The sequence below is a fragment of the Psychrobacillus sp. 05T411 genome, from assembly GCF_056396485.1.
On sequence record NZ_JBFTLO010000005.1, the window covers coordinates 204,183 to 230,507 of the forward strand.

A 26,325-nucleotide genomic window follows, 5' to 3' on the forward strand; every position below is an offset into this window, starting at 1 on the left:
CAAGATCTTTTACTCGTTTTATTACAAATCTTAGTTTTTATTGTCGATTAAAGGGGAATTGTAAAGAAAGGAGGAGTTTGATATGGCTAAAAATGTTCCCAAAGCATCAAGCCCTGCAGTTTTTAAAACGATGAGCGGAAATCGCGGGAAAGATACTAAACTTGAACAAGTCGTACGCAAAGCATTGTGGAAAGATGGATATCGTTACCGTAAAAATAATCGAAGACTACTGGGCACACCAGATATCTCTTTTCCAAAGTTGAAAATTGTGGTATTTCTAGATTCTTGTTATTGGCATGGTTGTCCTATTCATTTTAAAATGCCGAAAACAAACACCTCTTTTTGGAGTCAGAAAATAAATCGAAATATAGAACGTGATAATGAAATATCTAGTCATTATTTAGAAGAAGGATGGACACTACTTCGTTTTTGGGAGCATGAAGTTAAAAATGATTTAGAAATGGTTGTTAAAACCATAGAGTATTTTGTTAATGAAATGAAAAAGCAGTAGACATCCTTTTTTATACATCGACTAATAAAATTATAGATTTTGTTATGGATAAAGAAGAACAAATAAAAGAAAGATTATCTAGATGTATTCGTTTGTTATTAAAATGTATCTACATAAAAAGATCACCCTTTAATTCTATTGTATAATTAAGTGTATTCAAATATATCAGCTATATCATTGGTGAGTCTAGTCGATGATATTGAAACTGCGAGGAATTAAATCAATGATATTTCAATCGATTGAAGAGTTACTAGAAAAAACAAAAGAAATTGTAGGGAAAACTTTTGGAGAAATCGACAAGCAAGGCCTACTTCAAAAAAAAACTAATGACAAAGGAATTTTAGGTAAAGTCGTTGAAACAGGTTTCTACGGATATCCTTTAAACAATCTAGCTCAAGCAGATTTTGAGAACATCGGTGTTGAACTTAAAGTATCTGGTTTTAAAACTTTAAAAAAAGGGGGTTGGTCCGCAAAAGAGCGAATATCGCTTAGTCAAATCAATTATAATAGTATCATTCACGAACCCTTCGAATTTAGCAGCGTGATATCAAAAAGTAAAAAGTTATTATTTGTCTGGTATGAATACATAAAAGGCGGCGATAAAAAAGATTTTGTTATTCACGATTTCCAATTATACGATTTAACAAGAATAGAACCAATTATTCGTAATGATTACAACATGATTCAGCAGAAAGTTGCTGACGGATTAGCCCATAATTTATCAGAAGGGGAAAGTGTTATCTTAGGGGCAGCATCTAAAGGTGCGTCTGGACAAACTCGAAGTCAGCCACATTCGACAATTCTTGCTCCAACACGAGCATTTTCTTTAAAGAACTCATTTTTAAAAGGTGTGCTCAATGAATATAAACAAAATCAAACAACACAATTAACAGTCCAGCTGTCTCCAGAGGATTGGGTTTGGGATCAAATCAATTCTTATAAAGGCATTAAACAAATAGATATATTAAAAATGGTTGACCCAGAATATATAATAGGTAAAATCCCTAAAAATCTTAGTCACATGCTTACACGACGTATCATTGGAATAGAAAAGCAACTTGAGAAGCTTGAGATTTTTAATAAATCTACATACAAAATTAAAAGTATCCCAATAGAAAAAGATTATACACCTATTGAAAAAGGAACCTTCCACACATTAAATATCAGTCATTTTGAAGACACATGGGAAGAATCAGAATGGAAGTTGTTCTTTGAAGAGAGTACTTTTTTATACATAGGCTATCTAGGAAGAGACCAAGTCAATAATAAACTAATAAACGGGGAACGAATCCTTCATTGCTTATTTAAAGTAACATTTACTGCAGATGAAATTGAACGATTCGGTGAAACTTACACCCTTATAAAAGAGGCGATTGAACAAAATGATATATCCTTGCTTCCGACTGCAACAAATTATTCTAAAATTCCGCTCGTCATTTCAACAAAAGGTACGAAAACAGGAGCGTATGAACGGTTCTTTGCGGGTGAGAACAAAGCTTGCTTTATGTTTAATAAAGAATTCTTGCATAAAAAATTCCTCGAGGCAAAAGTAATAGCGGAAGTCTCTACTTAATAGAAATGTATTTATGACCTGTGTTTTAAAAAGAGAATGTTTATAACACGGAATCACTTTAATATAATGAAACCCTTGGTACAAGTGCTACTCATTCCAAGGGTTTCTTCATTTATTTCATTTTCCTCTAATCACTTATTCATCCTAGAAAGAAAATCTCCAAGTAAATCATCTAAACTTTCGTTTTCGACATTCTCCTCTGAATCTTCTTCTGTAGCAGCATGCTCAAGTTTTACTTGCTCCCAGTCAAAGTTCATCAAATCATCTTCTAGTTCGTCAGCAAGGATTTCTTGGTGATTTTCTTCTGGTTCTGTCGAAATATCAGTATTGGTACTTGTATCTAATTCATCTCTTACATTTTCTGCCGACTCGGCTTGTAAATACAGGGCTTGGTCAATATCTAAAGCATTGCTGTTAAGAGAGGCAAGAATAGACATTGCCCGAACAGGATCTGACAACAAATGATAGACAATATTTCCTAGCATAGCTTCTGAATGTGCGTGTTTTAGCCAATTACGCTGTTCCTTCGTTAACTGTTTTGGCATCGGAATATTTATTGTTTCTCTATCCTTGGATAGGGAGGTACTTACACCGTCCAGCACGAACTCCGCTATTTTGCTAGAAAAATTTCTTCTCTCTGTTTCTTTTAACTTTTGCATTTGCTTTAGAATGTGATCAGGAGTGTCAGATGGGAGACGAAATGTAATAGCTTGTCCCCTTTGAATACTAGATTTCCCCGATTTTTCCATGAAATCACCCTATTTTTATACTTTTTGTACCGTTACTTCAGCTTTTTTTGTCTCTTTAGTATTTTTTCTTACAAAATCAGAGATTAATTTGTGATAAGCATTAGCCATCATCCAAATGCTCTCTTTTTCATCCTCAAAGAACTCGATATTATAGCCGTTTAAATTGTTATTCAGTGTTTTAATATAATCTTTTAATACGATTGACCCGCCACCTACAAAATAGCAAATCTCTGTTTGTGAATTTTTTTGCCAAACATTACGTAAATGACGATATTCTTTCTTCGCTAAGTCTAAAAGAATTCGATCCGTAATATCATGGACGCTTGTACGACTACCATTCACCATAATATGGTTTCGATCATTCTTTCTAGTGATAATATCTACAACATCTCTACGGCTATCTAATTCCACACCATGTTTTAATCTAATTTCTTCACGAATAGATTCTAATGCTTCCGAAACACCAAGATTGAATCCCTGTGCTTTATCGTCGTCCACATTACGATTCTTAATGACTGCCACATCAGTTGATAGACCGCCAATATCTTGAATTAGGATACTTTTGTCTACTAATTCTCTATTAATAATGTTTAAATTATTATCCATTACTAGGTTAATATATGCAGCAAATCCTTCAGGATATATTTTAACTTCTTCAAACTTAATATTTACTTTTAACCCTTGGTATTTAGGCGTTACTAAAAATTCAACTTGGTGAACAGATCCTAGCAACTGCGAACGATAACCTACGTCTTTTCCTTCTTTTACTTCACGAAGTGGTAGACCAGTACCTAGCGTATAGTTTGCATCAATTACATTATTATTCTTTTTAAATACGCTTGAGTTTTCTTCTCTCACTGCATCTAAAGCTAAAGTAGCAAATAACATAACTAATGTTTGATCTTCCTCTGATTTGTTGCTACCAGGGTCTAATTCAGTTGCATTGTCACTTTTTGTTGCTAAGCTACCAACACGATAAATTACATTGTTTTCTTTTAGGGCAGGGGAGTGTACTTTAATATGAATTCCTTCAATTGGATCCTTATCATTCAATTCCTCAATCCCTATAACCGGTCTGTCTTCTGTTGATACTGCAATTACATTGGGAATGTTTAGTTCATAATCTAATTTACCAAATAAAGCTTTAACTGAGTCATTTCCTACATCGATCGCACAAACTCTTGAAGTGTTCATCAAATCATCCCTTCTATTATATGTTCTACCATTTAAAGGTTATCTTACAGGTCTGGCTGCGTCAATCCAACAAAAGATGTATTCGAATTGTAAACATTCAATCTATTATCGTACACAAATACACTATATTCGTGTACATGTAAACTATATTGTACACATACCTCCACAACAGCATGCGTACATGTTTGTATACAAGTTTACATTTTTGTGTACATATTGTTTTCATTTTGTATACTTGTACACAAAATGATTACTTCACTTTTAAATAGTGAAAAAGGATTCTTTATCTTTTTCACTTAGTGCTTCTACTACAATAAAACTACTTATAAAATCATTGATAACTATGAATATATATCTACAGACTCAAGCTTTAACAATACAAAGTTCAATTTCCAATACAAAAAATGTGTATTAGTTAGAAAATTAACTTCCCCCACTAAACACTTAGTTGAGAAACAAATTGGACTAAAATCAAAGGAGAGTTATTAATAATTAAAGAAATTACCTAACTTCAATTCACCTTTAGTTACTCATTTGCTCCTTTTATCATTTAAAGCGAGTTTAAAGACGTTTTAATAGAGTAGAACCTTCTAGTATAGATTTTTAAATACAAGGTCCTTAGAACGGCTTAATTTAAGTTGAATTAGCACGGGTCCTTAAAGAAAACTACCAAAATGGAATGAAAAATATTAACTCTGTTCATCAGTTTATTTCTAAACACAGACTAATATCTTCTTGATATAAACAGGAGATTCATTTTATAAATAAAAAATCCAAGATAAGCAATTAACGCTTAACTTGGATTGTTCATCAATCAGTGTTTCTATTCAATCATCAATATCTCTTTAATATCCTCTTCTGTCATAGAAGACAACGCATCCTGTCCAGAATGAATTACCTCATCAATAAGGCTTTTCTTTTTGTATTGCAATTGCGTAATTTTTTCTTCGATAGTGCCCTTTGCTATTAACCGAATGACATGCACTTCGTTTTCTTGACCCATTCGGTGAGCACGGTCCGCAGCCTGTTGCTCCACTGCTGGATTCCACCAAAGGTCATAAAGAATAACTGTATCCGCTCCCGTCAGATTCAACCCAGTTCCCCCTGCTTTTAGAGAAATCAGAAATAGATCCCCTTCTCCGTTATTAAAACGATCGCATAGCTCTATTCGTTCCTCGGATGGAGTTTGGCCATCTAAGTAGAAATAAGAGGTTCCAGTGCGTATTAGTTGCCTTCTTATGATGCCTAGCATCTGGGTAAACTGCGAGAAGATAAGCACTCTTCTCCCCGATAATCTACATTCTTCTAAGAGCTCTATCAATTGTTCGAACTTAGCTGAGCTTCCCTTATAGCCTTCTACGAAAAGAGATGGATGACAACATAACTGGCGAAGTCTTGTTAATCCAGCCAATATTCTTATACGATTTCTTTGGAGTTCACCTTTTTTCAAATGCTTCAATGCATCCTGCTTAAGCTCAGCCAAATAGGCTGCATATAATGTCTTTTGCTCCAACTGTAATTCAGAATACAACATCGTTTCTGTTTTCTTTGGTAATTCTTTTAGTACATCTTGTTTCATCCTGCGTAAGATGAATGGACGTACCCGTTTTGCTATATGTTCACGTCTTAATTCACTAAATTCTCTTCTACCTGGTAATAACGCTGGAAACACAACATGGAATATGGACCAAAGTTCGTCTAATGCGTTCTCGATTGGTGTCCCTGTAAGTGCAAAACGGTATTCTGCTTGAATCATTTTCACCGCTTTTGCTGTTTTGGTTACTGGGTTTTTAAAGGCCTGTGCTTCGTCTAAGAATAGCGTATGAAATAGGCGATTCCGGTATAGCTCTGTATCCATTCGAAGCGTTGGATAGGAAGTGATTATTACATCCACATGAGCACTCTGTTTCCACAAATTACTTCTCTTTGCTTTATCGCCATCAATTACTTGCGCTTGTATATGTGGCGTGAATTTTTCTAGCTCGTTTCTCCAATTATACAAGAGTGATGCAGGGCATACGATGAGCACTGGTAAATTTAGTGCACGTACATCTGGAAGCACAGATTCAATGAAGGCAATACTTTGAAGTGTTTTACCAAGTCCCATATCATCAGCAAGGATACCACCGAATTTGTACTTTGCTAGTAGTTGGAACCACCTGAATCCTACTTTTTGATAGTCTCTAAGTACCCCTTCTAAAGGGATTGTACCATCCAACGCTAAATTTTCAGGGTCATGTAAGTTTTTCATTAGCTTTGCAAATTTTTCACCAGGTTCTACCAAGTCATTTTGATCCAAGGTGTCAATCATTTGCATTCCTTTTATTAACGGAACTCGCAGTCCTTCTTCCATCGTATCAGCCGTAATTCCCATATCAATGATAAAGCTAGATAATGCTTGGTATTCAGGTGTCTCAAGTGAAACTAAGTTGCCTCCTGGAATGCGGTAAAATTTCCGCTTTTCTTCTATGGCAGCCATCAGTCGCTGGATTTCCTTTTCCGGAATTTCTTTTAAATCAAACTTAAACTCGAGCCAATCCGTTCGCTCTTTTACTTCCACTCTTATTCTAGGACCAATATATCCTTTTTGGACACGCATTTTCACAGCTGTCGAAGCGTAAATTTGCACCCATTTTTCCATATTTGGCAGTACGTGATATAAAAAATGGTATTCTGCTTCCTCTTCATATAAGTAAAATCCACCTGGTGTTTGGGTAAAGGAATTTTCTTCAAGCAAGTGGATAATATGTAGTTCCTTCTCCCGCTGGCGCCTAATCCCTGGATAATGGGAAAATGACTGCTCTGTTTCCTCGCATGGGTTAATGATTAGATGCCCGTAATGGAATTCCAAACCCACTAGTAAACGGTGCTTTACTCGGTCAAGGAACATCTTGATACGAAGTGGCGTTTCTCCCAATCTTTTAGAAATAGATTCTGCAATAATCACTTGGCCTAGCTTCATTAAACCCGGTATGACTTTATCCATAAAGTGATCGATTTGGCTGTCTGAGATGATCAGTTGGTGTTTTCCAGACCTATCCAGCATTGTTTTTAGCTCTGCTAGCCGCTTGCATTCTTCTTCGGGAAGTTTGTACAATTCGCCAGCTACAAGTGCATAACTATATGCTTTTAAAACGATGATTCCATCCAGTCCTTTTACATTCAATTGGTAGGCTTCCGTATTTCCTTCCTCAAATTCAAAACGTAAAGAAAGCTTCTCTCCTATCCGGACACCCTCAAAATACTCCCCTCCTTGCATAAACCTTACTGCTGGTGCCTTTTTTAATAAAGGAAGGAGCTGCTCCCAATCGGATGCCGAAATAAGTAATAATCCGTCTTGTAGGGCGGCTTTACTTTTCACTCGCTGGCTTTTCATTAAAAATTGAAGGACTTCATCCGTTTCTCTTGGAAAACTGAAGAGTTCTGGTGTATATATCAAACCCTGAGCATATTCAAACGGTTCTCTGCTTTCAATTGCACTCAAAAATTTTGCTATATGGGGGACTGAATATTGCATCTGGGGACCAATACTTAACTGTATCCCAAACGCATAATCCCCCTCACTTTGATAAACAGGACGGCATGTAACCCCCACTTGAAACGTCTCTCTTTTGTCAAAATGTAATTGCTTACCTGTAGGAGTGGAAGATTTACCATCGAATAAATCCAGCATTTTGTCTGCCAAATGATCTTCTACTTGCTGCTTCTCTTCGATAGCGAGCAGGACCGCTGCAATATGTTGGCAGTATGTCTGCACAAAGCTTACCTGCGGGCATGTACAAGTAGCTACTATTTTGCCACCAGGGGAAGCCTTTACCATGACATCGAAGTCGTCACCCGCTTTCACACTTGCATCGATTACCGAGCTGTCTTTTGGAAAGGAATGAAGTTTTACTTTATCTGCCTGAAAATAAGCCTTACCCTTTTTAAAAGCAGTAACGCCGCATAATTTTTTAATTTTTGTTTCATTCATCGAAAAGTTCATCATGTAGTCCTTTCTCGATTACTGTTACGTATCTTTTACTCGTTCTGATTGACTATATTTTAGCATGTTTCGACTGGGAGTATGGAACAAGGTGAAGAACAATCAATTCTGATATACTTGTTTTTATGTCATTCAATGGAGTGAAATAGATGGCTTTCATTAATAACCAACTTTTAAAATATAATATGGATCCTACCTTAGCAGGGTATCTTTCCATTGTTATCATGCTTCTTTTCATCATAATTTTATGTATTGTAGCGAATTTTATCACTAAAAAAGTAGTAATCAGGATAATCTCTAAAGTTGTAAATAATACGAAATTCCAATGGGATAATATGCTTTTGGAAAGAAAGGTTTTTCATAAGCTATCCCATATAGTTCCCGCAATTATTATTTACCGCTTTGCCTCCACTTTTTCATCCTATCGAGATTTGATAGAAAAGGGTGCGATGGCGTATTTAATCATTATGGGATTAGTACTTATTAGTGCCTCCCTAAATGCAATGAATGATACTTATCAAACGTATGAAATCTCTAAAACAAAGCCGATTAAAGGATATATTCAAGTAGTTAAAATTATCGTTATAATAATAGGCCTTATCTTAGTAATCGCAAACCTAGTCGGTAAAAGCCCCCTTATTCTTCTAAGTGGAATTGGTGCGCTCTCTGCTGTATTTATGTTAGTTTTTAGAGACTCGTTATTAGGGCTTGTTGCGGGGATTCAGTTGTCGACCAATGATATGGTTCAAGTTGGAGACTGGATTGAAATGCCTAAGTACGGGGCAAACGGGGATATTATTGATATCTCTTTAGTCACAGTCAAGGTGCAAAATTTCGATAAAACGGTGACGATGATTCCAAGCTATGCGCTAATATCCGATTCTTTTATAAATTGGCGAGGCATGCAAAAATCTGGAGGACGACGGATCAAGCGCTCCTTATTTATCGATACAAACAGTATTTCATTTTGTACCGAAGAGATGATAGATGCCTTTAAAAATATCCACTTTTTATCGGACTATATCATTCAACGGGAACGGGAAATTACAGAGTACAATGCGAAGAATAAAATTAACCAAAGTAGTCCGGTGAATGGAAGGGCTCTTACGAATATTGGCGTATTTAGGGCCTATATTAGCAATTACATTCAAAATCATCCTGGCATCAATAAGGAGATGACTTTAATGGTAAGACAGTTAGCACCTAGCGAACATGGGTTACCGTTAGAAATATATGCATTTACAAATAGTGTGCAGTGGGTAGTGTACGAAACAGTTCAATCCGATATCTTTGACCATCTTTTCGCCATAGCACCCGAGTTTGGAATTCAATTATTCCAGAGTCCATCTGGGAATGATTTGAAAGGTTTTATAAATACATGAAGACGAGCTAGTACTGAAAGGCTTAGTACTAGCTCGTCTTTTGTATGAATAGACTCTATTTTAAGAGATTCGAAACTTCTTGAAAATTATTTTATAAATTCATGTATAAAAGTTAGATAGATTGACTATATTGTTAATAGATTACAAGATAAGAAAGGAGGCGCGAAAATAATGAGTCCATTTGGCTTGCCAGAGCAATTACCAGAAACGCTAGAAGAACTATTAAAACTCTTACTAGAAACGATTGTTGCATAAAGGAGACTTAATATTATTGATAATATGTATAAACGTAGAAAAGTAGATATTACTACTTGGATATCTACTTTTCTAGCTAATTATAAAGTGACAAGCTTCACTCTAATATCCCCTTCACTCTCTCCACGTACGGTTCTTTATTATACGATTGATATAGTTGACCAGAAAGTCGTATAGGGTCTCCAAAGAAAAAGCGCTCATATAGCGTTTGACGTGTGCCGAAAGGGCTCATTGTTAAATCCCAGGCTAGACGAAAGAGTTTGACACGTTCTTCCGCATTTTCCCCTTTAGATTGTAAATACTGGTCTAAGTCATTTCGTATAGATGACTGAAAATCCTGTTCGATTGGAATAGTCATCAATCCACTTGCCCCTAAAAGCTGAATGATTTCAGTGAACCTTGGATAGATGCGCGGAAAAATATTAATGCCTATGAGTAATGTCATGCTGTCCGGTCGCATAAAACCCCATTCATCCACTTTTGCTTCTACTTCTGATTTGATGACTAATGCTTTCAGTGTTTCAAGTCCCACTATAATCTCGGAAACCTTTTCTTGTACATGCTTGTATTCTGAGATATTTATCGTGTTAATGATGGATTGTGCGATACCTAATACAAACTCTGTTTTCATGATTTGTCTGGAGATCACTTGATGTAGTGCAAATGCTTGAAAAGAGCTAGCTATTTGGAAGCTGTTCGCAACAGCAGAATTATCATAATAAAATACTCGTTCCCAGGGTACTAGCACATCGTCAAACACCACAATACTATCCATTTCATCAAAACGTGAACTTAATGGATAATTAAACACGGATTCTCCACCCACAAATGATTGCCTACAAATAAATTTTAAGCCTTTACTATTACTAGGGATGGAAAAGGCAAATCCACCTTCCTCTTCCAAGATGCCCCCAGTAGAAAGGACCAAAATTTCGTCTGTAATTCCACCTTGTGTTGCAAGTAATTTTGCCCCTTTTATAATAATCCCTTCAGCGTTTCGATCAACGATTTTTGCAGCAATAGGCTCCTTGTTTCTTTCAAGATAATATTGTGCCCTATTCACTTGTGGGTCCATAAAGGTATGAGTCATCGATAGGTCATGTTCGCGTGCATATTCATAGAACGCTTGTAAATTTTCAGGAAAGCAATTCTTCTTTCCTTTCAATAAGCCAGAAGATGATGCAAAAGCCATTAAAGTCGTGTTCATATAGTCCGGGCTTCTTCCCATTAGCCCATTATTTAATCGTGCCCACTGTTGAATCATTTCTCTCCTTTTAACTAAATCCCCTTTTGTTTTAGGTTGGAAATAAGACATACCTACAGGTTCTCCAGTTGAAGGTGATCGATAAGTCATCATCTCTGTTAACGAAGCATCATGTTGTGAATCGTATAAAGTTGCTTGACTCTTCATAATCCCTTTGAATGCAGGATGCTCCGAAATATTACCGATAACAGGCTCACCATCTATCCATACTTCCGTTTTTAACTGATTAATCCTTTCTATATATTGCTTTCCTGTAATCGTAGCCATACACACACTCCTCGATTGTACAAACTAATTGTTCTGAGCCTCTTTAGATGTATATTATTAATAGTTGCTTATGATTGTGACACTAGTTCTAGTAGAATGTTTATTCAAATCAGTTAACCTGTTTGGCTGCTCTCTTTTCGCTGATTGATCACAAGTTTATTGTTTCAAGAAAAGGACTTCCTAGGTTGGAAATAACCAATTAATCATGTAACTTAGTATTAAAGGAGGAATGGGATATGCAAAATGCAAGTTTTGTAGCTTCATGGAGTGGCGGAAAAGATTCTGCCTTGGCTTATTACCGGGCATTGCAATTAGGAATGCTGCCGAAAAAAGTGCTAACGATGTTTGAAGAAGATGGGGAAATTTCTAAGTCACACGCTCTTCCGTTAGAGGTTGTGCAAGCTCAGGTGGACCGACTTGGGGTGCCTCTATTAACAAAAGCGGCTAGTTGGGGTACATATGAAAATCAGTTTACTAGCGCAATGGATGCTTGCCGAGAAGAAGGAATTACGCACGGCGTGTTCGGCGATATCGATTTAGAGGGACATTTGGAGTGGGTGCAAAAGACGTGCGCGAAATCGAATATTGAAGCCGTACATCCGCTTTGGCAAATGACGCGAAGAGCTGTTGTGGACGAGCTATTAGCTAAGGGCTTTGAAGCTTGGATTGTTGTCGTAAATACGACGATGATGCCTGCTAAATATGCTGGGAAAAAGTTGACAAGAGAAATGGTCGAGGAGCTTGAACTTGCAGGTATCGATGCTTGTGGAGAGAACGGAGAATTTCATACGGTTGTTGTAGATGGTCCAATTTTTTCTTCGCGTGTTCCAGTTGTTATTGGGGAGCCCATTGAAAAAGGAAATTATGTGTTTACACCGGTGACTTTGGAAGTTTAAATAATTTATTTGTAATGCTTCCAAATGTCCATTACATCCTTTTATAAGGACCTTCGTATATAGGCTGTTCTGAATTAAGCTAAATCTTAACTTTATAGAACAGGGAAATGACCGGTTTTTAGTAGTTAATCAAAAACCAGTCATTTCCCTGTCTATTCAGTTGGAACGAGGATCCATAATATCTCTTACTGCGTTGCTGAGCATATAAAATCCCAAAACCATAAAAGTAATCGAAATACCTGGAGCATATGTGTACCAAGGTGAACTTGTTAAATAAGCTTGGGAGTCTTTTAACATACGTCCCCAGCTTGGGTTAGGCGGCTGAACGCCTAGTCCGAGGTAACTTAGTGCAGCTTCAGCTAGCATAGCAACTCCAAAACTTACAGATGCAGCAACGATTAATGGCGATGAAACATTCGGTAAAATATGTCTAAACATAATTTTAAAAGGCTTCACACCTATCAACTTTGCTGATAATACATATTCAAATTCTTTGTGCTGGATAAAACCACTTCTAGCAATTCTGGCAATACTAGGAATAGCTATTATGCCAAGGGCGATGGATGTATTTACAATTCCCGGTCCAAATACTGCAACTAACATAAGGGCTAATATGATACCAGGAAAAGCCATTAATGCATCCATAATTCGCATGAATATTTCATCTACCCAACCACCGACATAACCCGCTACCCCTCCAATTAACGTGCCAAAAATAACACCAATACTAACAGTTAAAGTTCCAACAAAAAAGGCTGTTTGGGTTCCTTTCATAATTCGGCTAAAAATATCTCTTCCGAATTCATCCGTACCAAACCAATGTTCACTACTAGGACCTTTTAATTTATTGGCGACATTCATAACGTTTATATCATAGGGCGTATAGAAGAAACTCAAAACCATTAAAACAAAAAAAGCTAATAATATGAGGAGGCCCAAGACTAAATTTATATTTTTGGCATGACTMATTAATGTTTTCATTAAAGTCCTCCTTAATTTAACCGTATTCGAGGATCTAACACTGAGTATAAAACATCCACTAAGAAATTGATTAAAACAACTATAAATGTGATGTACATAACAATTCCTTGTACTAGTGGGAAATCCCGATAACTGATGGAAGTAATAAGTAATTGACCGATACCAGGTAAAGAAAAGACTTGTTCCACAATAATAGTTCCCGCTACGACCTCAGCAGTTATTAATCCGAATATGGTCAATATAGGAATCATTGAGTTTCTTAACACATGCTTATACATTACGAACTTTTCTGTGATTCCTTTACTTCGAATCGTTCTAACATAGTCTAATCGTAGCTGTTCTAGTATTGCGTTTCGCACATACCGAAATTTAACCGCTATTTGTGGAATCGCTATCGTCAATGCAGGTAACAGTATTGCACCGAGCGCACCAGCTATACTTTGTGTCCAAGGAACATATCCACTAATTGTGAAAAAACTAAAATTCATCCCTAGGTACAAGATTAATAACATCCCTAGCCAAAAGGATGGAATGGCCATCCCTAATTGAGTTGCCGAAGACAAAACAACATCACTTAACTTGTTTTGTCTTTTAGCAACGAATATACCAAGAGGGATTGCGACAATGACGACTATAAGCAATGTGATTAAGGCTAAGGAAATAGTGACCGGCAATCGATCGGCAAGTAATTCCGTTACTGGCCTTGAAAATCGAATGGACTCACCTAAATCTCCAGTCACTAATCCTTTTACCCAGTCAATATATTGAACGTAAAGGGGCTGGTCTAATCCAAGTTGCTTCTTTAATGTCGCTACTTGTGTTTCATCTGCCTCAGTTCCTAACATAATGCGTATAGGATCACCCGGCATTACTTGAAAAACTGAAAAAGTGATTAGAGATACAAGCACCATCGTGACGACAAATAGTATAATTCTGCGAATGATATATGCCATATTTCTCTTCCCTTCTATTCAGTAAATCTTACCTCAGACATATCATGGAACCAGAATGGGTAACTTTTTAGTCCTTCAAGTCTCTTGTCAGATGCCCAAAGTACTTGGTAGTCTGCTATATAAACAGATGCAGATTCTTCCGTTAATATTTCCTGTGCACGTTGGTACATTTCTATTTGTTTATCTCTATCTGCTTCTTTTAATACATCTGCCATAATTTGATCGAATTCAGCGTTTTTGAATTTGAAGAAGTTTTCACTATTGTTTGTAGATATATAATCATTTAAAATTTCATATGCAGAAGGTCTTCCAGTTAGATCGATTGCTGTCATATCATAATCTCTTCCGAAGTAAATCCGTTCTAGCCAAATTCCCCATTCTACTACTTCAATTTCAACGTTAATCCCAATTTCTCTTAAATTTTCTACTACTACTTGCGCTATATTAGAATACATATCGTTGTGGGACGATACAGAAATTGTCGTGCTAAAGCCATCTGGATAGCCCGCTTCTGCAAGAAGCTCTTTTGCCTTTTCAATATTTCGAGCATAGACGTCCTGCAATCCATCCTTATAATAATCACCCATTGCTGGACTCATATTGGAACCGGTTGGTGTAGCATATCCTGAAAATACAGCGTCTATGATGTCATTTTTATTTACCGCATAGTTAATAGCCTGACGCACTTTTAAATCATTAAACGGTTCTTTTTCATGATTAAAAGTGACAATTAATGATGAATTGTTATTTTGTTTACTAATCGTAAAGTCATTTTCCACTTCCGCTAATCGGTTTGCTGGTACTCCAGTTAAATCTACCTCTTTTGCCTTTAATGCCATTAATGCAGATTGATCATCTGATTGAAACACGAACGTCACTTTATCTAAATACGGCAGTTTCTCGTCCCAATACTCTTCGTTTTTAGCCAGTTCTAAATTAGCACCCGGCGTATATTTTACGTATTTAAATGGACCAGTTCCAATGGGATTATCATTTTGCTTACCATCATTGCTTACAGGTATAATAGCTGACTGCAAAGCGGTTAGTGAGTATAGAAAGTTTGAATTCGGCTCTTTCAGTTTTATCACGAATGTATCCGCATCTGGTGCTTCAATTGAAGCAACATTATCGAAATTGGATGAAAGAGGTTCCCCGTTTTCTGTTCCCATTAATCGATTGAATGTATACGTTATATCTTCTACTGTAAGTGCACTACCATCATGGAATTTCACATTATCTCTAATATTGAATGTATAAGTTAAACCATCTTCAGATAGCTCATAACTTTCAGCTAACGCTGGAGTTAAAGAACCATCCGTTTCAGGGGCAAATAAACCTTCAAACATATTTAAAATCATTTGAAAAGAAATCGAAGCAGTTGCCAAATGTGGATCAAGGAAATCTGGATCATCATTAATCCTTACTTTAATTACTTGCGCTTTTTCCCCGTTTGCTTCGCTACCTTCTTCTCCAGAACATGCGCCTATTAACAAAACACAAAACATTATTGCGATAAGCATGAACCAATTTTTGTTTTTCTTCATCTTGCATCCCCCTTTTTATGGTTGCGATATTATTTTGTGTTTATGGCTTTTATAGCTTGGTATGCCTTCAACAGTATCAGCGGCTTTAATAGCGGCAATAATTGCTTCCTCCATTACTTGCGCAGCCATATTTCCCAGGAAATCAACTGGGTATACTTCTCCCCCAGTAGCAAGTGCAAAAATGGTATCTCCGTCCATTGTCGTATGCACCGGGAAAATAGTTCTAGCTAATGCATTTTGGGTGATTTGAGCAATCTTTTTCGCTTCGGATTTTGTTAGCTTTGCGTTCACTGCCACCGCCCCGATTGTCGTATTTGTCCCAGGTAATACGTGATTCGTAGATGCATTTTTTTGTAAATATGCAATACTATCGATTAACTCCTCCGTCGTCGGGTCAATCGGACCTGCGAGAATTTCTCTTGTAAGTGGATTTCTTACGTCACCTACTGCATTTACTGCAACTATTGCACCGATCACGAGGCCATTTTCAAATGTCAATGATGCACTACCTAAGCCACCTTTCATACAATTTTCAATACCAGTTATTTTACCAACTGTTGCTCCGCATCCCGCTCCTATATTCCCAAAAGGAAAAGGACCTGTATTTGCTTTTTTAGCTGCTTCATACCCCATTTTTTTATCGGGGCGAACGGTAGGGCTTCCTATAGGCAGGTCAAATAATACCGCACTTGGCACAATCGGTACTTTTGCTACTCCTACATCCAACCCTCTTCCTTGTTCTTCCAAGTATTGCATAACGCCTGACGCAGCATCTAAACCAAATGCACTTCCCCCTGACAATGATATTGCATGTACTTCCTCTATTTTGTTGATAGGGTCAAGTAAGTCTGTTTCCCTTGTTCCCGGAGCTGATCCACGGACATCTACGCCGCAAACTGCCCCTTCTTCTACAACAATAATTGTGCACCCCGTTAATGCTTCTACGTTTTCTAAATTGCCAACTTTTACTCCTGGAACATCCGTTATATTGCCGTGAATCATTTACTTTCCCCCTGTCACAAACATAAAAACCTAGTTAATTTTGCAAAACGAGCATTTTTTCATCATTGCTTGACTCGATACTTATATTTGCATTTCCTGCATACAAATGACATGCCACGTATTGCCCGTCCCCCTGCTCTGCGAGACTAGGTCGTTCCAATTTGCATCGTTCGAATGCAAATGGACATCTTGTATGAAATGCGCAACCTTCCGGTGGATTTGAAGGATTAGGCGGTTCTCCTTTTAGTTGTATCTTTTCTTTTTTACTGTCAAAATTTGCAACTGGAATGGCTGATAAAAGTGCCTGTGTGTAAGGATGTAATGGGTTGCTATAAATAGCTTTTTTAGGTCCAATTTCAACAATACGTCCTAGATACATCACACCTACGCGATCACTAATATGTTTTACCACACTTAAATCATGGGAGATGAATAGATAAGTTAAGTCGAATTCATCTTGAAGATCCATCATCAAATTCAGAACTTGCGATTGAACCGAAACGTCTAATGCAGAAACCGGTTCATCCGCAATAATAAAGCTAGGATTCATCGATAAAGCTCTCGCAATTCCTATCCGTTGTCTTTGTCCACCAGAAAACTCATGAGGAAATTTTGTCAACGCTTCTTTCGGCAAACCAACTTTACCCATCAAGTCGATTACTTTTTCAGTGCGTTCCGCTTTTGTTAGTACTTTTTGGACAGCTAAAGGCTCCCCTACTAACTGTCCAACACGCATTCTCGGGTTTAGGGAGGCAAATGGATCCTGAAAAATCATTTGCATATGCTTTCTATAGTCAAATAGCTTACTCATTGAAAGCTTTTCAAGATTTGTACCTTCAAAAATTATTTCCCCATCGGTTGGTTCTGTTAATCGAAGAATTGTTCTTCCTAAAGTGGATTTACCAGATCCAGATTCCCCCACAATACCTAGCGTTTCCCCTTTGTATATATGGAAACTCACATCATCAACAGCTTTTACTTGTCCAGCTTTTTTCTTAAAAGGGGTACCTTTAATAGGGAAATACTTTTTTAAATTATTTATAGTAAGAAGCTTCTCGTTTTCTTTCATTCTATACACCTCCTACTTGTCCATAAAGGTGACATCTAACTTTATGATTGGGAGAATTCTCGTAGAGTTCAGGATTCTCTTTACGACATTTTGGCATTACATACGCACATCTATCTGCAAATCTACATCCTGTTGGAAACAAGTGAGCAGGTGGAACCATACCAGGTATGGAGTCCAACCGCTCTAATTCTACATCGATACTTGGGATGGTTTTTAACAATGCTTTCGTATATGGATGTTTCGTTTCGAGAAAAAGCTCTTTAACAGGTGCCTCTTCCACTATTTGCCCTCCATACATAACAAGCACCCTATTGGCAACTTCTGCAACCACTCCCATATCATGCGTGATGAGTAATATGGACGATCCAAATTGCTCTTTCATATCCATCATTAAGTTTAGTATTTGAGCTTGAACGGTGACATCCAATGCTGTAGTTGGCTCATCTGCTATTAGAAGCTTTGGATTGTTCGACATCGCAATAGCTATCATCACCCTTTGCCTCATGCCTCCAGACAATTGGTGGGGATACTCATTAATAATGACTTCAGCTCTTGAAAAGCCGACTACTTTTAAAAGTTCAATTGCTTTCTCATATGCTTCTCTTTTTTTCATCTTTTGGTGCTTCATAAGAGATTCAACAATTTGATTGCCAATCGTAAAGACTGGATCCAATGATGTCATTGGTTCTTGGAAAATCATTCCTATCTCGTTCCCACGAACTTCGGTCATCTCATTTTCCGAAAGTGTAAGTAATTCTTTTCCCTCTAAACGAATAGAGCCCTCCACAATCTCACCGGGTGGCTTGGGGATTAGCCTCATAATGGACAACGACGTTATACTCTTCCCACTTCCGGATTCCCCTACCAATGCGACAGTTTCCCCTTTATTAATAGAAAAACTAACGTTATCTACCGCTTTAGCGACCTTTCCTTTTCCAAGTTTAAAATAGGTTTTTAAACCTTTAACCTCTAGTAACAAATCTTCCTGAAGAAGTGTAGTAGATGCTGTTTTATTTTGCGGGGTATTCATGAATTCACCTCTTTCTTCATTCAAATAATCAATTACGCTCCACTATTCAAAAATCGTAAGGCAGCGTCTCTGAAAATGGCAGTAGTAACTGCTAATTCTTCAATATCCACATATTCATTAATTTGATGGGGAATTTCTCGGTCTCCCGCACCAATCGTCACAATTGGGATACCATGCATATGAAGGAATGTGCCATCTGTTGCACCAGGAACACCATTATAAATTGGCTCTTCCCCTGTTACGGAATGAACAGCATCATACACAGCATTTACTACTGGATTATCCTTTTGAGTTAAAGTTGAAGGACGATTGTCTAAAATTGTTAAGTCTACTTTAAAATCCGGATCTGCTTCTTTTAATTTATTTATAATTTCATAGATTTTATTTAAAAGTTCATCATGATTTTGTTTCGGTACTGTTCGAATATCAAGTGTCATCATGCAGTGGTCCGGGATAACATTGATTTGTGCATCACCTTTTACAGGTGCTCGCAATATAGTAGGAGTGATCGATGGCCATTTTAAATAAGGATCTTCCCCTAATCTTGCTTGCTCTTCCTTCTCTAACTTTTCGAGTTCAACTATTAGTCTCGCCATACGCCAGTTTGGATTAATACCACTCCAAGATATAGCACCATGTGCCATCTTTCCATATACATCCACTTGAATACGCATTGCCCCGCGTTGTGCAATACAAACATTATTCTCTTCAGGTTCACATATAATTGCTCCATCTACCCCATCTGCCCAACCTTGTTTAATGAAGTGTTTAATCCCGAGCATCATACCCTCTTCGTCACAAGGAATACAAAGAATGATCTTCCCCTTGAATTCTTCTTTATCTAACAAAAGAGAGTTTACAGCAGTAATCATGCATGCTAGATTCCCTTTTGTATCATTAGTTCCTCTTCCATACATACGTCCATCAATAATTTCTGCTCCAAACGGATCGTATTCCCAAGCGTCTCTGTTACCTTCTGTCACAACATCTGTATGACCTTCAAAAAGTAGCGTTTTTCCAGGTTTCCCTGAGTCAATGATTCCAATAACATTTGGTCGCCCAGGCACAACTTCCTCCACATGTGTTTCAATCCCAAGGTCCCTTAAATATTGGGCAACGTATAGCGCTACTTTTGTTTCATTTCCATCTGGGGTATTTTCGCGATAAACACTTGGAATTCGGACTAACTCTCTTGTTAAATTAATAACAGCCTCTTTATCTCGTAAATACGTCACGTTTTCTACTTTTGTGTTCATATAATCTCCCCTTTTCCAGATCTTTTGAAAACTACGGTCTTATAATTGTTTATAGAATTTTATAAATATTCTATCTTTATTATATTTTGAGGGTATTTTCAATTAACTAGACATTATGTAAACACTTTACGGAGTGGACTAGACAGATTGTCTTATGGAGGATGGATACGAAGTTTGTCGAGTGGGGGATTATTTCACCAATTAAAATAAAACGATAGTGTCTGTCTCTGTTTCGCTATAGCGCATAGAAACTATGAATGGAATGGTGGACATAATAGGGATAATGCGTCGTATGCAAACGCAATAAATCCAATAAATGGATAAGGGCAACTAATCGGGCACTGAAAGCAACCAATTCTATTCGGAAAGCAACTAAATCAACTCGAAAGCAACCAGATCCACACGAGAGCAACCAAATTGTCGGTGAAAGCAACCAATTCTTAAAATAGCTCTTTACTTGGATTGAGATTCCGATGACTACGACACTTTATCCCTATATCACGTACAAAATAAAAATTACCATACCTTTTGTTACTTGAAAAAATATCCATATATCTAAACTTTTTTAGTTTCCTAAGCAAAAAAAGAACAAAACCTGAATTTAAGGTTTGCTCTCAGTTGTCCGTAGCTGACTAAAGTTACTAATCTCGTCAATCTTTTAGTTTAGCTTATTTAGCATTAGGTCTTTTTCCATCTGTAATAAGGTGATTAATTCGCTCGATTAAGAGTGGCAATTCGCTCATCGATTGGATCGTAAAATCTGCCCCATTTTGTAAAAAGGATTTTTCTGTTTTAGAGATCACTATCTCTTGCTCTTCTTTCGATAGCGCATTAAATTCATCTAAACTTAATCCCATTTCTGAGCTGCCGATCACGACACCCACTGACCAAACACCTGCATTAACCGCCTCTTGAATATCTGAAATCGTATCTCCTACTTTTACGACCTTCCATGCTGCCGATAATTGTAAAGCTTCCATATTGCGATATATCATATAAGGATACGGTCTTCCCAAAGAATTTGTTCCATCCGGTGTAATATAAAAATCTGGACCATAGCCTTTTTTCAAAGCATTCGGAACAACAACATCCATCATAGTTTGTGTATATCCTGTTGTTGAGCCGATTTTCAATCCTTGGTTTCTTAATATTTGCACAGTCTCCACAACCTCTGGAATTGGATCTGTATACTCGATTAAAGAAGACATGAGTGCAGTTTCAAATTCAGCATATAGATTCTCTACATCTTGTTCATTAAAAGGTCTTTTGTATTTTTCTTCCCATTTTGTCGAGATTCTTGGCATGGACAGCATCGCACGAATATGGTCAATTTTCAACATCCCCATTGGTTCTCTTGCTTCTTCCATGGTCACTTCAATACCTGCATTTTTAAAAATATCAATAAACACGTTTACTGGTGCAAAGCATCCAAAATCTACTGTTGTTCCAGCCCAATCAAAAATAATTCCTTCTACTTTGTTCATTTTTTCTCTTCTCCCTTATATTAGTATAATTATAGATTCTTTTTAGTCAGCAGTTGCTGGGAAGTAACGTTTTTTCAAACGGGTTGACGTCACCTCTAATAGAAAGGCAATAATGAGAATCGCATAAGTAATAAAGCCAACCTCGCGTAAATCGAAATAGAATCCAGAAGCCATGAAAAGCTCAAATCCAATTCCACCCGCACCAGCAGCTGCTCCCATTGCTACGGCTACTCCAAAATTAATTTCGAATCGCAAGAACACCCATGACAATAAATAAGTCAAAGTAGTCGGTAAAACACCACTTCGCACAATATGCCACCAGTTAGCACCAGATGATTTCAGCGCTTCAAAGATTCCTTTATCGACTTCTTCAAAGCTTTCTGAAAATGCTTTAACTAAATAAGCGATAGAATGAAATAGCATCCCAAGTATCGCCGCTTCACTTCCTAACCCAGCAGCAATCGCAAAGATTAACACCCATAATACGGTTGGAACAGCCCGAACAACAGCAACAAATATACGAACAATTCTCGATACCCATGCAGGTGCTAAATTCGCTGCGGCCATCAAAGAAAGGAAAAAAGCAATAATGGCTCCGATAATCGTAGCTAGAAATGCTAAACCAAGTGTAATCCCCACTTGATAGACGGCTTCTCCTAAATCAAAATGACTTAATGCCGGTTCTAGAAACATCACTTTTAAGTTATAAACTGTTTCAATAATCGCGGAGCCTAGTTCCAACCCTGTATAGTTAAATAATAGAAAGCCAACAACTGTTAAAACTAGGAGAGTTATTAACGTCCATCTTACGGCTGAATCACCTTTGTAACCTGATTTTATATGAATACGTCCGTCTTTCGTTCTTCGAATATAAGATGCTTCCATTATAAAATCACCTTCCGTACGTAGTTTGAAATAAGATCCACAATAATCACGGTAATGACAATACATAACGTCACAAGTGCTACGGCATTATAATCTAACATCTTATAATACATATCAAACGTATATCCAATTCCCGTACCCGTTAAGATCCCTACTAAAGTAGCGTTTCTAATATTGGTTTCCACCATAAACAATATCCAGCTGAGCATCTGTGGCAAACATTGTGGAATAACTGCCTTATTCACAATTTGAAAATAGGTCGCCCCTGTTGCGGTTAATGCTTCAACAGAACTTTGACTAGCTTCATCAATCGATTCGATAAATGCCCTTGTTAAAAATCCTACTGTCCCAATAAATAGAGCGAGAAATCCTGTTACTGAATTTTGCCCAAAAGAAAGAAGCAAAACCAACGACCATGCGACAACTGGAATATTTCTTGATACGGAAGCAATAAAACGAGCAAATACACTTAAGAAATTGTTTACTTTTGTTGTTTTCGATCCAAATACTCCTAAAAAGAGGGATATACCAGCTGCTACAGTTGTCGCCGCTATGGACATAAAAATGGTTTCCACTAACTTTTCTAGGATTTTAGGTAATTTATACATCGACTCCTGTGTCACTATTAAATTAGAGAAGATCCAACCTATGGCTTTAGGAAACGTTACCATTCCCTCTACAAAATTAAATTTTGTGATAGCTGATGATAAATAGGTGAGAACGATGATAATGATGAGAAAGATTACTGTCTGCCATCTGCTTTTTCGCATCTTTTTTTCATTCACGTTTTTTTCTCCTTACGCAGTTATTAAGTCTTTCGTATTGGTTTCATAAATTTTTTGAATTTGTTCATCAGAAAGCTCACTGCCCTCTCCACGAAATACAACTTCCCCTTTGTTCAACCCGATGATATGATCTGAATAATTTTGTGCCACTTCCACTTGGTGTAAATTCACCAAACATGTAATCCCCATTTCAGTAGTTATGGATTTTAAATGGTCCATAATAATCTTAGAAGAACTCGGATCAAGTGAAGCGATTGGTTCATCACAAAGGATCAATTTCGGCTCTTGAATTAGTGCTCTACATATCCCTACACGCTGTTGTTGACCACCACTTAATTGGTCACATCGCTTATAAGCATGTTCATGAATTCCTAGTTTCTCTAGCAGGTAAAAGGCACGTTCTTTTTCTTCCTCTGTATATCTGTTGAAAATTCCTTGCAGCGTTGTTTTATAACCAAATCTGCCGTGCAGTACATTCTCAATCACTGTCAAACGAGGTACGAGATTATAGTGCTGAAACACCATCCCAATATTCGTTCGCAATTTACGTAACTCTTTGTTATTCAGACTACCAACATCTTGATGATTAAAAATAACTTTTCCTTCATTAAATTCAACCATTCGATTAATACAACGCAACATTGTAGATTTACCAGCACCTGACGGACCAATGATGGAAACAAATTCTCCCGCATTTATTTCAAAATTAATATTCTTTAGTATTTGTTTGTCTGCTGTATATGATTTTCCAAGTCCCTCTATCTTTAACAAAGACATTTGAATTGGCTCCTTTTTATTTTAATTAACAAGTAAGAGTGTGTATAACTAATATTCGTGTATACACACTCTTGTTCTTATTCCTTTTTCCTATGGATGAAACGGTATATTATTTTGAAAGTTCTCGGATTGGGTCATACCATTTATCTTCAACAACAAGTAGTTTTTCATTGCCTTCTTTAGTGAATAAAGCTGCTTGTCCTGAATCTTTAGGAGCAAAGATTTTTTCATTGTTTACAAATTCATCTGAAATAAATAGTTTTTGAACTTTATCAAAATCCTCTTGACCTATTGTATCCATATTCACTACGAATGGTTGATTTAATACTGGTGTAGCAGTTATTAAAGTAAATTTATTACCTGCAACTGTATTAAATGGCTCTGCAGCATCAGCTTTCACGCGATAAACAGCACCAGCAGTATTTTCATTACCTTCCGCAATTTCCACATAGTCATTCACACAAGTATCACAGAATGCCGCAATATCCGCTTTACCCGATAATAAATTTACTGCGGAGCCTTGGTGAGAGTTACCAAATAATACTTGAGAGAATAATGGTCCACCTTCCATTAAATCCTCTGCCGTTAAACCTGCATACTTCTCTTGTTGAGTGAAATGACTTAAAATGCTAGCAGTTGGAACCTTAAATCCTGATGTTGAGCTATTAGATACAAATGAAATCTTTTTGTCTGCTATCGTATCTAGTGAAAATTCTTCATTTACTTTGTACTTGTCCTGTTCGTCCAAATTAACCGCTAACCAGCTATAGTATTTGGCATCATCCAAAGTACCTGATTTACCAGATTTCACCGCTATTGTATGAACAGCATTATTTCTTTTATTTGCTTCGACATAACTTTCTGATCCCATAAATGCGAGATCTGCATTATTGTTAACCATCGTTTCAATCGCAATGGCATAGTCCGTTGTTAATTGATGCTCTACTTTTTTACCAGTTGCTTCTGAAACAAGTTTGCCAATTTCATCTCGAGATGATTTCATATCCTCACCAGATTCATTTGGATACCAAACCATTTTAATCACATCATCCACTTTTGGAGCACTAGTATCACTTCCAGCGCACGCGGTTAACAAAACAGTGAATATTAAGAGCATTGTAAACATAATTTTAGTCTTCATTTTTTTCTCCTTTTTAAATATATATTTTCGAACTTAGGTTTTTGTGCAACTTCAGCGTTTTTCTATTAGTAAATAGATAGTAGAATTTGTGTGACATCTTCTTTTGTTAAAGCAACTGGGTTATTATCCATCCGGCCCTTTGTAAAGGCATTATTGGCGATTTTTTCGATTATTTCTTCATTCGCCTTGTAGTCTCTAAGCTTGCTTGAGAAACCTGATAGTTGATGGAAATGCTCGATAAGCGCTTGGATTTCACTGACGCGGCTTACTCCAAAGGCTTGAAGCAGCTTATCGTTTTCAATAATTGAGTCAAAGTTGATTTCCATCACTTTTGCTAAGGTGATGCTTGCCGCAATCCCGTGAACCATTCCAAGTTCCAATGTGAGAGGATAGGAGATGGAGTGGCATGCCGTTGTTCTTGTATTGCTAAAGGCTAGACCTGCATACAAGCTACCTAAAGCAATTTCTTTTCTGTGTGTAATGTCACTCGGCTGATTTAATACCTTTTCAAAGTTGTTGACAATTCGTTCGATCGCTTCTAATGAATAAATTCTTGAAATTTCATTGGAGCTTCTTGACCAGTAAGCCTCCGTAGCATGACATAAAGCATCTAAAGCGGTTGCCGCCGTTAACCCCTTCGGTAATGATGCTGTCAGAGTTGGGTCAATGATAGCAGTATGTGCATATAGTTTTTCCCAATCAACAGACAATTTTACTCCGTTAGCGCGATCCCAAATTGTTGCCCAACAAGTAACCTCGGAACCCGTACCTGAAGTTGTCGGAATCCCGACCCATGGTACGAAATGTTGATTTTCTATATAAAGCTTTTGTTCAATGACAGAGCGCAAAGTAGAAGTAGAATCTATTTCCATATTCTTTAAGGCAGCTAAAGATTTCGAAAGATCCAGAACACTGCCGCCCCCAATTCCTACTATGCATTGATAATCAAAGTTTTCAATTTCTTTATAAAAGTGAAACAAGTCTTCTACATCAGGATTGGATATATTCACTGCTAATTGTTTGACTTCAAAACCTTCAAGACATTTGTAAAGAATACGTCCAGCCTCGGTTTCTAAAAAATCACCTCCTCGATGTAAAAGGACAATACTTTTATGTGGAGGATTGATTGTATTTAAGGCATCCTCGATAACATCTATCGTATCTAGGATAATTTTTACTGGATTATAATAATTTCCCATTCAGCTATTTCCTTTCTTTTTCGGTTTTCATTTACTTACATTGCAAGATTAATCCGTTTCTTGCAGTTTTGCAAGGGGTTTTACAGTTTCATTACACAACATTTACACTATTTTCATAAACAACATATACTTTTAACTTTACA

At 37.0% G+C, this 26,325-nt stretch carries 21 protein-coding genes; 4 read left to right on the forward strand and 17 right to left on the reverse strand.

What is annotated here, in order from left to right; genetic code table 11:
• Window positions 1–82: 82 nt before the first annotated feature.
• Both AC1DFT_RS05905 and AC1DFT_RS05910 read left to right on the forward strand, forming a co-directional pair.
• Complete coding sequence (locus AC1DFT_RS05905; RefSeq protein ID WP_477918259.1) at window positions 83–511, forward strand: very short patch repair endonuclease; 429 nt, start codon at window positions 83–85, stop codon at window positions 509–511.
• A 223-nt stretch (window positions 512–734) separates the two neighbouring features.
• Window positions 735–2,084 (forward strand): Sau3AI family type II restriction endonuclease, encoded by a 1,350-nt coding sequence (locus AC1DFT_RS05910; RefSeq protein WP_477918260.1) that lies wholly within the window; start codon window positions 735–737, stop codon window positions 2,082–2,084.
• A 131-nt stretch (window positions 2,085–2,215) separates the two neighbouring features.
• Here AC1DFT_RS05910 and AC1DFT_RS05915 read toward each other — a convergent pair whose 3' ends face one another.
• The 3 genes from AC1DFT_RS05915 to AC1DFT_RS05925 form a co-directional block, all read right to left on the reverse strand.
• Window positions 2,216–2,833 carry a hypothetical protein gene (locus AC1DFT_RS05915; protein WP_477918261.1) on the reverse strand — a complete coding sequence of 206 codons (618 nt, stop codon included), beginning with the start codon at window positions 2,831–2,833 and terminating at the stop codon, window positions 2,216–2,218.
• A 15-nt stretch (window positions 2,834–2,848) separates the two neighbouring features.
• Window positions 2,849–4,027 carry an Alp7A family actin-like protein gene (locus tag AC1DFT_RS05920; protein WP_477918262.1) on the reverse strand — a complete coding sequence of 393 codons (1,179 nt, stop codon included), beginning with the start codon at window positions 4,025–4,027 and terminating at the stop codon, window positions 2,849–2,851.
• Window positions 4,028–4,850: 823 nt separating this feature from the next.
• Window positions 4,851–8,000: a DEAD/DEAH box helicase gene (locus tag AC1DFT_RS05925; protein WP_477918263.1), complete on the reverse strand. Its 3,150-nt coding sequence runs from the start codon at window positions 7,998–8,000 to the stop codon at window positions 4,851–4,853.
• A 161-nt stretch (window positions 8,001–8,161) separates the two neighbouring features.
• On the opposite strand from AC1DFT_RS05925, the gene AC1DFT_RS05930 reads away from it, so the two are divergent.
• Window positions 8,162–9,394, forward strand: coding sequence for a mechanosensitive ion channel family protein (locus AC1DFT_RS05930; protein ID WP_477918264.1), 1,233 nt, complete (start codon window positions 8,162–8,164; stop codon window positions 9,392–9,394).
• Between the two features lie 352 nt (window positions 9,395–9,746).
• Here AC1DFT_RS05930 and hpaB read toward each other — a convergent pair whose 3' ends face one another.
• The gene (hpaB, locus tag AC1DFT_RS05935; protein ID WP_477918265.1) at window positions 9,747–11,180 is read right to left on the reverse strand and encodes a 4-hydroxyphenylacetate 3-monooxygenase, oxygenase component; all 1,434 of its coding nucleotides are present in this window, start codon (window positions 11,178–11,180) and stop codon (window positions 9,747–9,749) included.
• 236 nt (window positions 11,181–11,416) lie between these two features.
• Here hpaB and AC1DFT_RS05940 point away from each other — a divergent pair, with 236 nt between their 5' ends.
• A complete protein-coding gene (locus AC1DFT_RS05940) occupies window positions 11,417–12,076 on the forward strand; it encodes a Dph6-related ATP pyrophosphatase (protein WP_477918266.1) in 660 nt (219 codons plus the stop codon).
• A gap of 156 nt (window positions 12,077–12,232) precedes the next feature.
• Here the strand turns inward: AC1DFT_RS05940 and AC1DFT_RS05945 are convergent, their stop codons facing one another.
• From AC1DFT_RS05945 to AC1DFT_RS06005, 13 genes are all read right to left on the reverse strand, one after another.
• Entirely contained in the window at window positions 12,233–13,057 is an 825-nt protein-coding gene (locus AC1DFT_RS05945; protein WP_477918267.1) for an ABC transporter permease, read from the reverse strand.
• 11 nt (window positions 13,058–13,068) lie between these two features.
• Window positions 13,069–14,010, reverse strand: a complete 942-nt coding sequence (locus AC1DFT_RS05950) for an ABC transporter permease (protein WP_477918268.1) — start codon at window positions 14,008–14,010, stop codon at window positions 13,069–13,071.
• Window positions 14,011–14,024: 14 nt separating this feature from the next.
• Window positions 14,025–15,554: an ABC transporter substrate-binding protein gene (locus tag AC1DFT_RS05955; protein ID WP_477918269.1), complete on the reverse strand. Its 1,530-nt coding sequence runs from the start codon at window positions 15,552–15,554 to the stop codon at window positions 14,025–14,027.
• Window positions 15,555–15,569: 15 nt separating this feature from the next.
• Window positions 15,570–16,556, reverse strand: a complete 987-nt coding sequence (locus tag AC1DFT_RS05960) for a P1 family peptidase (protein WP_477918270.1) — start codon at window positions 16,554–16,556, stop codon at window positions 15,570–15,572.
• Window positions 16,557–16,590: 34 nt separating this feature from the next.
• Complete coding sequence (locus tag AC1DFT_RS05965; protein ID WP_477918271.1) at window positions 16,591–17,625, reverse strand: ABC transporter ATP-binding protein; 1,035 nt, start codon at window positions 17,623–17,625, stop codon at window positions 16,591–16,593.
• Between the two features lies 1 nt (window position 17,626).
• The gene (locus AC1DFT_RS05970; protein ID WP_477918272.1) at window positions 17,627–18,655 is read right to left on the reverse strand and encodes an ABC transporter ATP-binding protein; all 1,029 of its coding nucleotides are present in this window, start codon (window positions 18,653–18,655) and stop codon (window positions 17,627–17,629) included.
• 32 nt (window positions 18,656–18,687) lie between these two features.
• Window positions 18,688–19,911 (reverse strand): M20 family metallopeptidase, encoded by a 1,224-nt coding sequence (locus tag AC1DFT_RS05975; protein WP_477918273.1) that lies wholly within the window; start codon window positions 19,909–19,911, stop codon window positions 18,688–18,690.
• Window positions 19,912–20,579: 668 nt separating this feature from the next.
• The gene (phnX, locus tag AC1DFT_RS05980; RefSeq protein ID WP_477918274.1) at window positions 20,580–21,395 is read right to left on the reverse strand and encodes a phosphonoacetaldehyde hydrolase; all 816 of its coding nucleotides are present in this window, start codon (window positions 21,393–21,395) and stop codon (window positions 20,580–20,582) included.
• A gap of 42 nt (window positions 21,396–21,437) precedes the next feature.
• The gene (locus tag AC1DFT_RS05985; protein ID WP_477918275.1) at window positions 21,438–22,280 is read right to left on the reverse strand and encodes an ABC transporter permease subunit; all 843 of its coding nucleotides are present in this window, start codon (window positions 22,278–22,280) and stop codon (window positions 21,438–21,440) included.
• Window positions 22,280–23,065: a phosphonate ABC transporter, permease protein PhnE gene (gene phnE / locus AC1DFT_RS05990; RefSeq protein WP_477918276.1), complete on the reverse strand. Its 786-nt coding sequence runs from the start codon at window positions 23,063–23,065 to the stop codon at window positions 22,280–22,282. Before phnE ends, AC1DFT_RS05985 begins: the two co-directional genes overlap by 1 nt.
• A gap of 12 nt (window positions 23,066–23,077) precedes the next feature.
• Window positions 23,078–23,842, reverse strand: a complete 765-nt coding sequence (phnC, locus tag AC1DFT_RS05995; protein WP_477918277.1) for a phosphonate ABC transporter ATP-binding protein — start codon at window positions 23,840–23,842, stop codon at window positions 23,078–23,080.
• Window positions 23,843–23,951: 109 nt separating this feature from the next.
• Complete coding sequence (locus AC1DFT_RS06000) at window positions 23,952–24,983, reverse strand: PhnD/SsuA/transferrin family substrate-binding protein (RefSeq protein WP_477918278.1); 1,032 nt, start codon at window positions 24,981–24,983, stop codon at window positions 23,952–23,954.
• A gap of 65 nt (window positions 24,984–25,048) precedes the next feature.
• Complete coding sequence (locus AC1DFT_RS06005) at window positions 25,049–26,182, reverse strand: phosphonoacetaldehyde reductase (RefSeq protein ID WP_477918279.1); 1,134 nt, start codon at window positions 26,180–26,182, stop codon at window positions 25,049–25,051.
• Window positions 26,183–26,325 lie beyond the last annotated feature (143 nt).

What these genes read in the sequence shown, in the direction of transcription:
- AC1DFT_RS05905 (WP_477918259.1), top strand. Translation starts at nt 83, where the DNA reads ATGGCTAAAAATGTTCCCAAAGCATCAAGCCCTGCAGTTTTTAAAACG.
- AC1DFT_RS05910 (WP_477918260.1), top strand. Translation starts at nt 735, where the DNA reads ATGATATTTCAATCGATTGAAGAGTTACTAGAAAAAACAAAAGAAATT.
- AC1DFT_RS05915 (WP_477918261.1), bottom strand. Translation starts at nt 2,833, where the DNA reads ATGGAAAAATCGGGGAAATCTAGTATTCAAAGGGGACAAGCTATTACA.
- AC1DFT_RS05920 (WP_477918262.1), bottom strand. Translation starts at nt 4,027, where the DNA reads ATGAACACTTCAAGAGTTTGTGCGATCGATGTAGGAAATGACTCAGTT.
- AC1DFT_RS05925 (WP_477918263.1), bottom strand. Translation starts at nt 8,000, where the DNA reads ATGAATGAAACAAAAATTAAAAAATTATGCGGCGTTACTGCTTTTAAA.
- AC1DFT_RS05930 (WP_477918264.1), top strand. Translation starts at nt 8,162, where the DNA reads ATGGCTTTCATTAATAACCAACTTTTAAAATATAATATGGATCCTACC.
- hpaB (WP_477918265.1), bottom strand. Translation starts at nt 11,180, where the DNA reads ATGGCTACGATTACAGGAAAGCAATATATAGAAAGGATTAATCAGTTA.
- AC1DFT_RS05940 (WP_477918266.1), top strand. Translation starts at nt 11,417, where the DNA reads ATGCAAAATGCAAGTTTTGTAGCTTCATGGAGTGGCGGAAAAGATTCT.
- AC1DFT_RS05950 (WP_477918268.1), bottom strand. Translation starts at nt 14,010, where the DNA reads ATGGCATATATCATTCGCAGAATTATACTATTTGTCGTCACGATGGTG.
- AC1DFT_RS05955 (WP_477918269.1), bottom strand. Translation starts at nt 15,554, where the DNA reads ATGAAGAAAAACAAAAATTGGTTCATGCTTATCGCAATAATGTTTTGT.
- AC1DFT_RS05960 (WP_477918270.1), bottom strand. Translation starts at nt 16,556, where the DNA reads ATGATTCACGGCAATATAACGGATGTTCCAGGAGTAAAAGTTGGCAAT.
- AC1DFT_RS05965 (WP_477918271.1), bottom strand. Translation starts at nt 17,625, where the DNA reads ATGAAAGAAAACGAGAAGCTTCTTACTATAAATAATTTAAAAAAGTAT.
- AC1DFT_RS05970 (WP_477918272.1), bottom strand. Translation starts at nt 18,655, where the DNA reads ATGAATACCCCGCAAAATAAAACAGCATCTACTACACTTCTTCAGGAA.
- AC1DFT_RS05975 (WP_477918273.1), bottom strand. Translation starts at nt 19,911, where the DNA reads ATGAACACAAAAGTAGAAAACGTGACGTATTTACGAGATAAAGAGGCT.
- phnX (WP_477918274.1), bottom strand. Translation starts at nt 21,395, where the DNA reads ATGAACAAAGTAGAAGGAATTATTTTTGATTGGGCTGGAACAACAGTA.
- AC1DFT_RS05985 (WP_477918275.1), bottom strand. Translation starts at nt 22,280, where the DNA reads ATGGAAGCATCTTATATTCGAAGAACGAAAGACGGACGTATTCATATA.
- phnC (WP_477918277.1), bottom strand. Translation starts at nt 23,842, where the DNA reads ATGTCTTTGTTAAAGATAGAGGGACTTGGAAAATCATATACAGCAGAC.
- AC1DFT_RS06000 (WP_477918278.1), bottom strand. Translation starts at nt 24,983, where the DNA reads ATGAAGACTAAAATTATGTTTACAATGCTCTTAATATTCACTGTTTTG.
- AC1DFT_RS06005 (WP_477918279.1), bottom strand. Translation starts at nt 26,182, where the DNA reads ATGGGAAATTATTATAATCCAGTAAAAATTATCCTAGATACGATAGAT.